Annotated in this window: 11 protein-coding genes and 2 pseudogenes; 8 read left to right on the top strand and 5 right to left on the bottom strand. The window is 34.7% G+C overall.

The genetic code is table 11. From position 1 onward, the window contains the following. Window positions 1-4 precede the first annotated feature (4 nt). Window positions 5-1861 (top strand): alpha/beta fold hydrolase, encoded by a 1857-nt coding sequence (locus FJQ98_RS13630; protein ID WP_053595021.1) that lies wholly within the window; start codon window positions 5-7, stop codon window positions 1859-1861. Between the two features lie 978 nt (window positions 1862-2839). Further along, window positions 2840-4156: an IS1380 family transposase gene (locus FJQ98_RS13635; protein ID WP_201406727.1), complete on the top strand. Its 1317-nt coding sequence runs from the start codon at window positions 2840-2842 to the stop codon at window positions 4154-4156. Between the two features lie 147 nt (window positions 4157-4303). On the opposite strand, the gene FJQ98_RS13640 is transcribed toward FJQ98_RS13635, so the two are convergent. Continuing rightward, window positions 4304-4936 carry a hypothetical protein gene (locus tag FJQ98_RS13640; RefSeq protein ID WP_053597150.1) on the bottom strand — a complete coding sequence of 211 codons (633 nt, stop codon included), beginning with the start codon at window positions 4934-4936 and terminating at the stop codon, window positions 4304-4306. Window positions 4937-5191: 255 nt separating this feature from the next. Here FJQ98_RS13640 and FJQ98_RS13645 point away from each other — a divergent pair, with 255 nt between their 5' ends. The 5 genes and pseudogenes from FJQ98_RS13645 (at window position 5192) to FJQ98_RS13665 (ending at window position 8456) form a co-directional block, all read left to right on the top strand. Further along, window positions 5192-5365, top strand: coding sequence for a hypothetical protein (locus FJQ98_RS13645; protein WP_157059193.1), 174 nt, complete (start codon window positions 5192-5194; stop codon window positions 5363-5365). A gap of 289 nt (window positions 5366-5654) precedes the next feature. Then, window positions 5655-5906, top strand: a pseudogene (locus FJQ98_RS13650) (FadR/GntR family transcriptional regulator); the annotation flags it as partial. A gap of 93 nt (window positions 5907-5999) precedes the next feature. Continuing rightward, window positions 6000-6620 (top strand): annotated as a pseudogene (locus FJQ98_RS13655) (FadR/GntR family transcriptional regulator). 35 nt (window positions 6621-6655) lie between these two features. Continuing rightward, a complete protein-coding gene (gene accD, locus FJQ98_RS13660) occupies window positions 6656-7504 on the top strand; it encodes an acetyl-CoA carboxylase, carboxyltransferase subunit beta (RefSeq protein WP_053597151.1) in 849 nt (282 codons plus the stop codon). Then, window positions 7497-8456, top strand: coding sequence for an acetyl-CoA carboxylase carboxyltransferase subunit alpha (locus FJQ98_RS13665; RefSeq protein ID WP_053597152.1), 960 nt, complete (start codon window positions 7497-7499; stop codon window positions 8454-8456). The genes accD and FJQ98_RS13665 overlap by 8 nt, the downstream gene beginning before the upstream one ends. A 1581-nt stretch (window positions 8457-10037) precedes the next feature. Here the strand turns inward: FJQ98_RS13665 and FJQ98_RS26820 are convergent. The 4 genes from FJQ98_RS26820 to FJQ98_RS27575 all read right to left on the bottom strand — a co-directional run bounded on the left by FJQ98_RS26820 (window position 10038) and on the right by FJQ98_RS27575 (window position 12476). Further along, on the bottom strand, window positions 10038-10433 hold the full coding sequence (locus FJQ98_RS26820; protein WP_241774655.1) for a hypothetical protein: 396 nt from the start codon (window positions 10431-10433) through the stop codon (window positions 10038-10040). A gap of 173 nt (window positions 10434-10606) precedes the next feature. Continuing rightward, window positions 10607-10906 carry a hypothetical protein gene (locus FJQ98_RS26825; protein WP_053597155.1) on the bottom strand — a complete coding sequence of 100 codons (300 nt, stop codon included), beginning with the start codon at window positions 10904-10906 and terminating at the stop codon, window positions 10607-10609. 494 nt (window positions 10907-11400) lie between these two features. Then, complete coding sequence (locus tag FJQ98_RS27570) at window positions 11401-11841, bottom strand: IS30 family transposase (RefSeq protein ID WP_425492705.1); 441 nt, start codon at window positions 11839-11841, stop codon at window positions 11401-11403. A gap of 227 nt (window positions 11842-12068) precedes the next feature. Next, on the bottom strand, window positions 12069-12476 hold the full coding sequence (locus FJQ98_RS27575; protein ID WP_425492653.1) for a hypothetical protein: 408 nt from the start codon (window positions 12474-12476) through the stop codon (window positions 12069-12071). 718 nt (window positions 12477-13194) lie between these two features. Here FJQ98_RS27575 and FJQ98_RS13680 point away from each other — a divergent pair. Next, window positions 13195-14106: a glycine betaine ABC transporter substrate-binding protein gene (locus FJQ98_RS13680; RefSeq protein WP_201406466.1), complete on the top strand. Its 912-nt coding sequence runs from the start codon at window positions 13195-13197 to the stop codon at window positions 14104-14106. Window positions 14107-14570 lie beyond the last annotated feature (464 nt).

A 14570-nucleotide genomic window follows, 5' to 3' on the forward strand; every position in this document is an offset into this window, starting at 1 on the left:
TTATATGAGAACAGTATTTTTAACTGGTGGAACAGGTTTTATTGGAAAGCAATTAGTGAAGGAATTAGCCAAAGAGCATGTTACAATTCTTCTATTAGTGAGATCGAAAAGTAAAGCAACACGCATTTATCAAGAAAGAGGCATCTTAAAAGAGGCATTTATGCACTTTATTGAAGGTGATTTGACGAAAATAGACTTAGGTCTAAGTGCTGAAGATAAGGAGTGGGTATTGAAAACGGATGTGATTATTCACGCAGGAGGCCCCATGGATATTCAAGCGACAAGCAAAGAGGCAGCTTCCGTATTTTTGAATGGTGCCCAACATATTAGTGAATTCGCTAAAAATATTCATCAATTGAAGGGATTGCAACAATTTATTCATGTTGTAGGCTATATGAGTCCCTTTGATGATAAAAATAGCAAGATTGCGATAGATGTGTTTAAAGAAGGAAACAATTTTTTGAAAATAAAAAATCCATATGAGAGAACAAAGTTTTTAGCAGATCTTTATATCCGTCAGCAGGCATCAACAGTAGGTTATCCGCTTTCAGTAATTAATCCACCAACTGTAGTTGGTAGTAGTAAAACAGGGAGTACGGAGCAAACAGGAGGCTTAGGCTTGCTTGTGATGAGTATGCGAAAAGGGCTCATGCCAGTGATTCCTGGAGGTAAGAAATATAGATTACCACTTATTGCAAACGATGAACTAGCAAAGTTTATTGTGCAGGTTTTCAGATTGGAGCAACCAACTATACAAACATATACACTTGTTGAAGATAAACAACATGATCAGAATATTTCAGAATTATTAGATGCTATGTCAGAAAGTATGAATATGACTGCACCTAAAATTTCTGCCCCATTGCCATTTATGAAAGCACTTATGAATAGTGGCGTAAGCAAAATAACCCAAATTCCTGCTGATGGGCTGAACTTTATTACAAATCGAACATTCTCAAATGGTTCAGCGAAAAAGATTATGGGAGAAGATTGGTTTAAGGAGACAAATGTAATGAAATTTTTCCCAGCCGTAATAGCTGATCTGGATTATCGCATGATGTATCAAAATGGCCAGCACAGTCATTTATTTAAACGAACATTATGTAATAATACTACCCTTTACCAATCACAAGGAGAGGGTAAACCGTTTATTTTATTACATGGTTTATTAAGTGATGGAGAGGATTTATTTCCTTTAGGAAAAGAGCTTCATGAAAAAACGGGTCGACCTGTATGGATCATGGACCTTCCAGGTTTGGGACGTTCTCCTTTTAAACGAGAGAAAAACCTTTTAAATATCTATTTGAATGTAGTGAAAAAGTTATTGGAGAAAGCTACTAATGGTGCCCATCTAATTGGCCATTCATTTGGTGCGTATATTCTTTTGGAAGCATTAGTACAAAAGTACATAGATAAGAAGTATACAATTACTTTACTTCAGCCACCTGTTGCTAAAAAAAATGCTAAATCGATAAATGTTCCTCAATTTATGAACAAATGGACATTGAAATTGGCAACTACTAATTTGATAGAGCGTTATTTATTAAGTAATGGTATATTTGAAAGTACGGAGAGCATCCCTGAACATTATATTGAAAAAATAAGTAACAGTTTTACTTCTCCTAGAATTTTAAATACTACGGTTCAGCTTAACAGTTTACTATTGAAAAACGTTCAAGGTGATTTCAATGAAGTAACAAAGTATAATCTTCGCATTATTTGGGGGGATTATGACAGAGGCTATTCTGCTCCTTCGCATCTTGGTAAGGTTGATTTTGTTCCATATGGTCATCATTTTCCTCTTAACCATCCGAGTGAAACAGCTAATTTGGTAATAAAAAATAGTAGTACTAGCAGATGAGAGTGTAGGATAAATAAAAAGTGGGTAGTAAGATCGAAGGGCACTGAAAAACTAAAGAAATTCATTTTTTATATTATAAATCTGTCTTTTGTTGGATTTAGAAACTCAAAAAAGTCGATTTGCATCACATTTTTTGTGGCAAATCGACTTTTTCAGTGCCCTCGTAAGATCGTTGTGTCTTTGAAATAAAGTCGTACTGTTTGAAAAAAAAAGATTGTCTACATGAACGCTGGATATATTTACTTAAGAATCTAACAGCTAATCAATTACAGCGTACATATCAGTATCCTGAGGTAGTAAAATGCGAATTGAACAAAGTATTGCTCTTTACGCATGGCATGTAATCACCTTGTGAAGAAATATACTTAAACTCCCATGAAAGAACGTAATAATCTTTCATAAAACAAACAGATTATTTTATGTTGCATGTAGTCGAGCCATTAAATCCCTAGTGCTGATTATTTATACAGCCGACCAGCAAAAAGTAAAAAAGTTTTTAAAGAAAATGAATTTGCAAAAGAAGATGAGATCTTGCTTCTGTAAAAACTAATGTTTAGTATCCTTTCTACAGGTAGAAGTGCAAATTGCTGATATATTACAGTCGAAAAAGTATACACCTAACCAGTTGTCGAAATTTATTTGACGACTGGTTATTTAGTATTGTTCTTCAGAATAAATTACAATGAACTTCCATGTTGTTTATTATAAGTAGTTAATCATACATATGCCACTAGTATAAAAATTAATCAAATTGAAGCTGAAAGTTATAGGTAAACTCAAATGTAATCAAAATTATGCTGTTAATTAAATTTGATATCTAAACCTAGATTATTCATCAACATATACAAAATCCCACAGAAAAACTGACCTATCAGCTTTTTCTGTGGGATTCTCTTTTTCATTTAAAAGATGAAAAAAGAATCCATTTCTGTTAAGGTTATTGCGACTAAACATCAACCAAAAGAAAGGATTCTTATGATGACTACTTTAACGCAAAATACCCTACATTTCAACCGTTCCATTAAATTATCTAATGATGGAGGCATGCTTTCTTCTGACACTGGGGAATTGATTTTCCGTGAATTTGATGAAAAAATCGGCTTTTCTCAAACAATCGCTAAGCATCTCCAATTAAAAGATGATCGCACGTATTGCATTCATGAAAATGAACAGCTACTTCGTCAAAAAATTTATCAGCTCATCGCAGATTATCATGAGGATGATGCAGCGGACCGTTTAACACATGATCCGATTTTCACACAAGTGCTTGGTATACCTGCACTTGCTTCTCAACCGTCGTTATCAAGATTCTTCAAGCGCTTTGATACGCAAGCACTACATCAACTTCAAGTGGCGAATCAGGGGTTACTTGATAGAGTTCATCATGCCCGACAATCAAAAGCACTGATTTTTGATTTAGATTCCACCCATTCCGATACATACGGAAACCAAGAACATTCATCCTACAATGCGCATTATCGTATAATGGGCTTTCATCCACTGGTCGTATTTGATGGGCTAACAGGTGATTTCTTGAAAGCACAATTACGCCCAGGAAACGTTTATACTTCCAATGGTGTCGTAGATTTTATGCGTCCACTTATCGAACATTATAACGAAGTTTTTCCTGAAAAATCGTACCTTGTCCGTGGTGATAGTGGCTTCGCGGTGCCTGATCTATATGAATTATGCGAGAAGGAATCCGTGTACTATATTATTCGTTTAAAAGCGAACCCCAAGTTAAAAGCTCTTGCGGAAGAATTGCATCCTACACACGAAATCCGTGATGTGCCCGTAACAGAAAGCTATGTCGAAGAGTCCATTTATCAAGCCTCTTCTTGGTCGAAGCCTCGTCGTATTATCATTCAGTCCACTCGTCCAACCGGTGAACTGTTCTTTTCTCATGCCTTTTTTGTGACAAGTCTTGGTGAAACCTTTTCACCACAAGCGATTGTCGCATCATACAAACAGCGAGGTACAATGGAAAATTTCATCAAAGAAGCGAAAGATGGCTTTGGTTTTGATCAGATGAAAAGCCATGATTTCCTTGTCAATGAAGCACGGATGATGTTAAGTTTACTTGCCTATAACTTCACGAACTGGCTACGTACACTCAGTTTCCCGAAAAAATATAAGGGGATTCAAATCCAAACCATTCGCACACGTTTGATAAAAATCGCAAGTAAATTAGTGAAGTCTGGACGTTCACTGTATTTTAAAATGTCCTCAAGTTTTGTCTATGAGCGCTTCTTTTGGGACGTCCTGACCAGGGTGCAACAGCTAACATTCAACTAAATAGCCCTTTTTAAAAAATCGAACCCACATCAAGGGGGAAGTCTGCCCTAAAATAGGTTTTTTGTACAAAACCCAACCTGATTCTCAATTTACTAAACCACTTACTCCTAATTATTTTCCTCAATTCTGAAAAACTAGCCAAATTCCCTAAATCTCAGATGGCTGTGAATAATTCAGGCTAAATTCTATCATTTTGCTTTCTAGTAGTTCATCAACAATTCTATTGGCATCATTATATACTACTCTGAAATTATCATCATATAGCAAATAAATTCTTTCAATTAAATTATACTCCCCATTAATCACCAAATAGTAATCATCAGTAAAAATCATTGTGATTTGATATTGTTGAGAAGAAAAGTCTTTAAAAAAGTTTACACCTACTTGCATAGCTAATCTAGGTTGATTTTTATCAAAAGTATGTGCTTTTGCTAGATTTAAATCATTATGTGCGAAAGATAAATTTTCAAGAGTACAGTCAAATGCTTGATTATTATGATGTTCCACTATAAAACCTTTTTCTTTGGTTTCTAGAAATTCCTTTATTCCATACCAATGAGCCATTACCGATTGATGTAATGTAGAATGTTCTAAGAATTCTTTATTGCTCGTTTTTATATAGGTTTTTTCACCATTTAAAAATTTCTTTGTATTTACTGTCCAAGATAACTTGGAAATCCAATCCCAAAAATCTGCTTCAAATGTGGTATAACCTAAAAAACCATGTTCTTCATTTTTAAAATAAATTTTATCCTCATCATAACTTAGTGACAATTTCATTTTATAGCTTTCCCCCTTTGTAATTTCTATTTTATCAAAAAGAAATTATAGGGTAAAAGTTGTTATAACAAATATAAAAAACGGAGTCAACTGTAGAATTGAAATAAAGTTGCGATGTTTATAAAAAGGATACGATGTTTAAAATAAAGTCGCGACGATTATAAAAAAGTTACGATTAATAACCCTGGGTATTGGCTCAGTGGGCCACGTCCGGACGATGCCAGGTACGTGCTTTCCTTGTAGGTCGCCGTTTACATGCTTCAGGATGAGTTTGGAACGGTTTCTGTAACCTTATTCCCGCAAGTTTTTCATCTTGTTCAAGAGCTTTTACTAGAAGATGAATTGCTTTACATTGAGAGAACGCTTGAAAAGCGCTTTGGTAGACCTCAAGTGAAAATAAAATATGCACAAACGACGAAAAGAATATGAAATTGAAGGGAATTTTAGAAACTGCATAAATTTTTATGTAGTTTTTTCTTTACTTTCAAATAATTATTTTGTAAGATAAAGCCAACTTCAAAAGTGGCCAGACCACTTTTGAATTCATTCAGTAAGAGACGCCATCATCTGAAGGTGGTGGATTTTGTTTCTTTATAGTAGGTATCCAAACACCTACTGAATGAAGATAAAGCCTTTGGATGCATTGTTTATCTGCGCGAAAGGAAAGCGACAGCAATAATTATTCCAAGGCGAATAGATTGACCGAGGAGTTGATCGTATGGATAAAAAAACCGAACAAAAGAAAGTGTTTTTAGATATCGTCCAACAATTACGACAACTTATTAAAATGGAAAAAATACAGGCTGGTGAAAAGTAACCTTCCGAATGAGTCCTTTCAGAACGTCTGGGTGTCGGGCGATCCTCTGAGAGAGAGGCATTGCGAAGTTTAGAGTTGTTAGGTCTTATTGAAACGAGACATGGGGGAGGTACGTTTCTAGCTTCTACACAAAAGCATCAGCTCGTAGAAATAAGATAAAGCCTTTGGATGCATTGTTTATCTGCGCGAAAGGAAAGCGACAGCAATAATTATTCCAAGGCGAATAGATTGACCGAGGATGATCGTATGGATAAAAAAACCGAACAAAAGAAAGTGTTTTTAGATATCGTCCAACAATTACGACAACTTATTAAAATAGAAAAAATACAGGCTGGTGAAAAGTTACCTTCCGAAAGAGTCCTTTCAGAACGTCTAGGTGTCGGGCGATCCTCTGAGAGAGAGGCATTGCGAAGTTTAGAGTTATTAGGTCTTATTGAAACGAGACATGGGGAAGGTACGTTTCTAGCTTCTACAAAAGCATCAGCTCGTAGAAATATTGTCGCTGTTTATATTAGAAGATGAAAAATCAAAAAGGATGTCGAATTAACGCGACAAATTCATGAAAAGGAAGCCATTCGCGTTATAAGTTGTACAGAGACTCTGCGAACACTACCAGTGTGGGGCAGTTTTTTTGTAAAGCTAGAGATAGAAAGTACGATTAATTGTCGGGATGTTTTACGAGAAATAATCATCACGTCAGGAAATCGTCTTTCACTAAAAGTCTGGTTTCAGTTAGCAGTTTATGCCGGTGACCGTTTAAATCGAAACTCAACAGAAGCAGAAAAATTAATCATTCAATCTATGTTGAAATCGATGCAGCTTGGCTATGAAAAAGAAGCATTAAAAGCTTACGAACATAAATGCTGAACAAGGCATTTAGACAAACATAGGAGGAGTAAAACATGGCAATACGTAGCTTATTTAGTAAAAAGAATGAGGACGGACAGGAAAAGGGATTTCCAGAAGGACTTATGACAAAATGTCCAGAATGCCGTCACATTCAGTTAACAAAGGAATTAGAAAAAAATCATAAAGTGTGTACAAAATGCGACCATCATTTCAAAATGACTGCACAGGAGCGCGTAGCATATCTCTTAGATGAAGGTTCATTTGTTTCAATGGATGATCATTTACAAACAAGTAATCCACTTAATTTCCCTGATTATGTAGAAAAAATTTCAGTGGCTAAACAACAAACGGGATTAAGCGAAGCTGTACTAACTGGGTTAGGTACTCTTAATGGGGAAGAAATTGTTGTAGCAATTATGGATTCTCATTTCCGTATGGGCTCAATGGGTTCCGTTGTAGGAGAAAAAATCACACGCGCCGTTGAAAAAGCTATTGAATTACGTGTACCGGTTATTATCTTTACTACTAGTGGTGGAGCGCGCATGCAAGAAGGTATTCTATCATTAATGCAAATGGTAAAAACGAGTGCGGCATTAAAACATCATAGTGAAGAAGGACTATTGTTTATATCTATCATGACGCATCCTACATACGGTGGCGTTTCGGCAAGCTTTGCTTCTATTGGAGATATTAATATTGCTGAGCCACAAGCATTGATTGGCTTTGCTGGTCGCCGTGTAATAGAAGAAACATTAAGAGAAAAACTACCAAATGATTTCCAAACGTCGGAATTTTTACTAGAGCATGGTCAGCTTGATGCAATTTTCCATCGAAAAGATTTACGAAATCAAGTAGCAATGCTTGTAAAAATGCATACGAGAGGTGGCGTGCAACATGACTAAAAAAAATTTAGCTTTTGAAGAACCAGTAATACAATTACGAGAAAAAATTGATGAATTAAAAACGATTGCTACAGAGGCAGATGTAGATATGACAAGCGAAATCGAAAAGCTTGAAACACGTCTAACACAGCTAGAACAATCTATTTATGCCAATATGAAGCCATGGGATCGTGTACAGGTTGCTAGACATCCAGAACGACCAACTACTTTACAATATATAGAAGCTATGTGTGAAAACTTTATTGAGTTACATGGAGATCGTACATTTGGTGATGATGCAGCTATTCTTGGAGGAATTGCTCTCTTTGAAGAACAGCCCGTAACAATTGTTGGACATCAACGCGGAAAATCAACTAAAGAAAATATTCGACGAAATTTTGGTATGCCACACCCTGAAGGATATCGTAAGGCATTACGCTTAATGAAGCAAGCTGAGAAATTTAAGCGCCCAATTATTTGTTTTATTGATACAAAAGGAGCCTATCCGGGTAAGGCAGCCGAGGAACGCGGCCCAAGTGAAGCCATTGCTAGAACTCTCTCTGAAATGGCGATTCTAACAGTACCAGTTATTAGTATTGTTATTGGGGAAGGCGGAAGTGGGGGTGCCATTGCATTAGGGGTAGCTAATCGCGTCTTTATGTTAGAGAACTCAACGTATTCGGTTATCTCGCCTGAAGGGGCTGCATCGATCTTATGGCGAGATGGTAGCCTAGGGAAGCAAGCTGCAGAAGCAATGCGTATAACAGCACCTGACTTAAAAGAGCTCGACGTTATTGATGGAATAATCCCTGAAATAACTGGTGGAGCACACCGCAATGTTGCGAAGCAAGCATCTTATATAAAAGAATGTATAAGCGTCACACTAAAAGCATTGAATTCTCTAAATGGCGAACAATTAATTGAAGATCGCTATGAGAAATTCAGAAAGATTGGACAATATACAGAAGTTTAAATTCATTTTTAGGTTATTGGACATGTGAATTTGTTCGTAAAGAGATAAAAAATGTTTCTTAAATAAAGGCTGTTTTCGTAAAGTTTGTTGCTTCTGCAAACTAAATGGTTTTGCGGAAAGGCATTTTCATTTCCCCTTATATTAGTACACAAGATTTCTAATTTTCTTTAAATGGAAGTGTTATAATTTGTAAAAGCAGAAGGGGATGATATCCAGGATGATATTTTTTCTAATTCTATTATCTATATTTTGTATAATAACGGCTTTTAGTCTTGCTTATAAACGTTCTTGGCAAGCTAAGATTATTATATGGGGACTGTTCTCTGTACTACTTTTTTCCCCTATAATCAGCTTTTTCCTTATAAGAATAACTCAGTATGTAACACAAGATTCGTGGTCAGGTTTACTTGGTGTGTATGCTTTTCCGCTTCTTGAAATAATTTCAATCCTTATGATTATTATTGGTTGTATAGGCTTTATAAAGAAAAAGGTAACTAAAAAATTAGAACACCGTGAAAATTAGTTTAAACTCTTTCTTTAAATATTTACTTAAATCAATATTATTTGTTTTAGCAACAATCTTTGAGAAAACAGCCTAAATAAATTAATATCCTAATGATGGAAGAAAAAAGAGTTGTAGTTTGTAAAAAAGATTGATCATTTATAATAAAGTTCGATTATTTGTAATATAGTTTGATAAAAATAACTTCGCATTTAAATAAAACCCACGCATTTTGATCAAACTTTTTTCAAAATGCGTGGGTTTCTTCTATTATAAAATCAACGATTGCAACAAACTTTTAATCAAACTTTATTCCAAACCAACACTTTTGTGTCTTATTAATTTGCTTTAAGTGACCATTTACACAGAGTAATTTAAACTTTATGAGTTTTCATCTGTCCATAAAAATAAAATGTCTAAAAGTTCTTGTCTTCATAAAAAATAAAGTGTCTAAAAGTTCTTGTCCAAAGAATCAAAATGCTTTAAAATCCTCGTGCAAAGAAGGTGGGTTTGTGGCAGTGTCTAAAAGTTCTTGTCCATATACAGATATTATGGGAAGTTGACGTATACAAGCCCTCCTCCACGCCAAATAATTTTAGTTTACATAATATAAATTATAGGAAGTTATGTATCAAAGAAAAGTATGCTAATAACATTGAGACGAAACAGCTGTACATGGACACCAAAGTCTAAACTTTACTTCATTATCAAAAAAGTTTAGACTTTGGTGTCTTCTTTTTTATTCCTCATAGGATTCACTCAAATGTTTCTACTATAAAAAAATAAAAAGAATCCATAAAAAACATGATTAAAATGGATTCTTTTTATTTTTTTATTTTATATCGAAATTTTCTTGGACGTTTCTCACTTAATTACAATAATAATTAGATGTTTTTTCATACTTATTTTACCATTTTATTTCAGATTAGTTTTGGATAACAAATATTTATATGTAGAAATACTGTTTTTATTACTAAATTTCCACTTCCTAAATTCTTTTCATCCTGAAATTTAAAACTATTTTCCATGATTTTTTAACTTAACTATTGTATTGTATCTTTAAAATAATAATTTGATAGTCACTGTAAATTCCAAGCTTGCGAATTAAAACAGTAAAAGAGTTTGTTGTTCCACTTCTTCAGTTTTATCACAACTTCTTCTGCATGATATGGATTCACATAGAAAATACAATCCTCTATGTTCGATGATTCATCCATGATTAAATTTCCGTTATCCACTTGTTTCTTTAAAGCCAAAAAGACATCCATATAAATATAAGGTCTCTTCATTACACCTATAGAAAATCTTTTATCAAAACCAAAATCATCAGCCATAATATGACTAATCGCCACCGCACTATGCTGACCATTCAATACAAGCGAATATGCTATATCATTGAATGTCGCACCATAGCTGAGTTGTGCTTTTACTGTGTCAATTAGTTTGGCGTCCTTCTCCCTTTTTTCTTGCAACAATCTTTCAATGCGTTCATTTTCCTGTTGTTGTCTTTTATACTCAGCATCGCGTGAGCCTTTCTCTCAGCTTCCAACATATCATCAATCTTCTTCTTTTCTTTAAGTAATTCTTCAATTTGTCTTCTTGTTTCCTGACGCTTTTCAAGTTCAACTTCACGCTGAATTTTTCGTTGCTATTCCTCTAATGCTTCTATTTGTTTTTCAAAATGTTTATTTACCCTATTTATTTGTCTATCTAAAAACGGAACATTCATTTCGATATGTTTTTTAATGCTTTCAGAAACTACTGTTTTATCAGGGAGTCTTTCATAGTATTCATAGTAGTACTCGTTATTCCCTGTTTTCCATAAGAGTTCATCTAATTCATTTATAACTCCATCTATTTCATTCACTTCAATATTTAAAAATGCACTCAAGTGATCCTTTCCATATTGAATCTTTTTATGAGTTATCTGATGTTCAATTGTAAACATGTATCGTAACCGTCGACCACAAGCACATCGTCCTCCTAGATTACCTGGACTTATTTTACCTTTTAAACTCAGACAAATTAGAATTATCTATGTTAATCCTATATCAATTATACTTTTAGGCTAATTTATCAAATTAATCTTGTCTAATTTAGAGACTATCAAATTTGTCTAACTTAATTAATTATAATTATTGTAGATTTGATTTCTTTTCAATAAAAAGTGTCTGACTTCTATTATAATATTTTCATCGGTATATTATTTAAAAATCCTAAATTGCAATTACAAGTTGAACACTTTTTTTAAAAAACACCCCAGAGGTTCCTTTGTCTTCTGTTTGTCGGTCGGCGTAGTCCGTTCAACCTGTGTTGGCTAGATCTGCAAGGCGGTTTCCCTTGTGGATCTAGCCAGTACAGGTTAGGATCTGTAGCTGACTGATGAACAGGAGACTTTTCTGTTTGGAGGGAGGCTCAGGGGTGCGGGGTGTCCCCGCGGTCTTAAGAGACGAGTTTCTGAAGTTCCTCTTCAAACAGTTCATTTGGTGTCTTGTAGGCAAAGATTTTTCTTGGTAGGTTGTTCATTGCCCTCTCAATCATACGAATTTGCGTCCGGCTATAATCCTCAATCGCATGTCCTTTAGGGATGAAACGACGGATGATTCCGTTGTGGTTTTCATTTGTTCCACGTTCCCACGAAGAGTATGGATGAGTGAAATAGATATTTATCCTATCACCAAACATTTCTGACAACCTAGCGAATTCAGAACCATTATCTGCGGTGATTGATTTAAAGACCGCAGATGTGTATTCACCGAATTCTTCGAGGACTGAAGAGAGTGCGTAGTTAACTGAGTCGGCATCTTTCCCGTCCATCTTTACGATGAATTCACGACGCGTTTTGCGTTCAATCAAAGTTAATAGTACATCATCTTCTTTTATCCTTGCGCCCTACGACGGAGTCAATTTCAAAAATGACCGAATTCTTCACGAGATTCAACGCTATCAGGACGTTCTTCAATACTTTTACCGAGAACTGTCTTATTTGGGCGTTGCGTTTTTCTTAACCTTTTTGGTATTTCGACGTACCTTTAAGAGAAGGTCACTGTTTCGAGTTTTTCAGAAGACCCAGCTCGATATAATGATAAAGGGTCTTTGTTGAGATCATTTCATCCGGAGAAAAACAACCCTTTGAGCTTCGCAAGACCAACAATCGCATCTGGAGATAGGGTCCTTGTGCGATCAAGTAATAGTTCGTCAACAAATGCCAAGAATGCCTTCACACGCCCAAACTTCAACGGTTTACGAGAACGAGCCACATTTCGATCTGTTACAGCTTGACCTGTTTCAGCAAGATATTGCGTTGTGTAGATATGTTTTCCATTGATTTTTTTTACTTGAGTGGTCGTGCCACGAGCAAGTTCATTGTAGATTGTCCCGCGCGAAACCTTGAGTTTTCGCGCAAGTTCGCTCTTATTTGTAATTCCGGCATTCAAATAGCCTTGAAGTTCTCCACGTTGAAACTGTGTAAGGCGTGGTTTCTTATTCGTTATTTTTATGTTATTCTGTTCTAGCATCGTATTCGAAATCCCTTCTTATTGATTGGTGTAGGAACCTCAATAATACACGATTTCGCGTACGATGTTTTTATTTTTCTAAAGTGTTCAACTTGATTCTACTATTCGCCATTATTTAAAAATGTAAATCTTTTCGAATAATATTTAAAAACTAATTTTAGTTATACCTCCTACTGTTTAATCTAGTGCTCCTAAAAAATACATCTACTTATATAAAGGAACATATGTATCGTAGTTTACTCGAACCTCGTTTAAATACCCCATTACAAATAGTAATTTTAATATGAGCAAAATGCTTCCTGTAAAAAAGAATATATTTGCTATTGAATTTCTGTTCAATTTTTTATCCCCCAACCAATAATTACGTTTTATTAGGAATTAGTAAACAATATCATCTGTTACCTTCATTTTAATATATTCATTCTATTTATTAAACAAATTATGGAAATGTCTCACGGAAAAATAACCTTATGGATAGGCTATTTTTATTTTTTTAAAATAAAGAACTGAGAGCCGTTCAAAGGCTTTTTTTTGTGAAGAATTATGTTAATAAACGTGCAAAAATGGGTATTTAAAAGATTGAGTGGTTTGACAAAAGTAACAACCTGTGGTTAAAATCAAGTTGTTACTTTTGGTAGTAGAGTAAAAAATTTTTAATAAAGGGTTTCTTAGAAAGTCGCTAAAACTCTAAGTTTTCAAACTAGGGAGATGAAAAAAGATGAAATTAAAATCTGTAGGACTCACTTTAGGGTTAGCTATTTCGTTACTTTTAACAGGCTGTGGAGATGGAGATAGCAAAAAAGACAATGGCAATTCAATAGGAACTACGCCAAGCATAGGGGAGCAAGTGGACTATAAGATTATAGGAATTGAACCAGGAGCTGGGTTGACTGGTCTGTGGAAAAATACTATAGAGAAATATGAAAACTTAAAAGGCTGGGAGCTTGAACAAAGTTCTACACCTGGGATGTTAGGTTCATTAGAGCAGGCTATTCGAAATGAAGATCCAATTATTATTACCGGATGGACACCACATTGGATGTTTTCATCTTATGATTTGAAATTTTTAGAAGATCCTCAAGGGACATTAGGTGGATCGGAAAATATCAATACACTTGCGCGTAAGGGCTTGGAAAAAGACTTACCGGATGCGTATACAATTTTGGATAGATTTTATTGGGAACCAGAAGATATGGAAGCTGTAATGTTTGAAGCACAAACGAGTTCATTTGAAGATGCAGCAGACAAATGGATAGAAGAAAACCAAGACAAAGTAAATGAGTGGACAAAAGATACGAAAAAAGTAAGCGGAAAAGAAATTGAATTAGCTTCAACACCTTGGGATTCAGAAAGAGCTTCGAGTAGTGTATTACAGGCTGTATTTGAAGAACTCGGATACATTGTCACAATCACACCTGTAGATCCTGCAATTATGTTTCAAGCTATCGCTACAGGCGTAGCTGATGCAACAGTAGCTGCTTGGTTACCAACAACACATAGCTCTTTTTATGAAAAATATAAGGATGACTTAGTTGATTTAGGTGAGAACTTAAAAGGTACAAAAAATGGATTTGTAGTTCCTGCATATATGGACATTGACTCAATTGAGGATTTACAGCCTAAGAAGTAATAAAAAGTTAACTACTGAATAATTTTGACCTTCAAACAGCCTTTCACATATTTAGCCCTAAAAATGCCTCGATGTTTATCTTATCGAGGCATTTTCACTTTTAAAGATACTTTAACATATGTTTATTTTTAATAGAATCTTTTGTTACAACAGCTATTGTAAAAGGTCGGCCAATAAAACGTTAAGTGTTTCTTTATGATATAACTCACATAAACACATATTTTCAAAAAAATAAAATGGTCAAGAATTGTCCAGACACTTTTTTGAATTGTACTCTTTCGTCTTTTTAAACGGATGATATTTCAAGAATTTAATAAAACCATAAGAAAATGCCCTTAAATATTTTGAACTTTAGGGCATTTTTCTTTATTTAACTATTATATTTATATTTGATTATCAATCGATACGTTTTAGCTTTTGAATTTTTGATTCCTCTATCCAACCATTTAAACAGCTATTATCTA

It is taken from the genome of Lysinibacillus agricola (genome assembly GCF_016638705.1).
In the GTDB taxonomy this organism is placed as follows: Bacteria; Bacillota; Bacilli; order Bacillales_A; family Planococcaceae; genus Lysinibacillus; species Lysinibacillus agricola.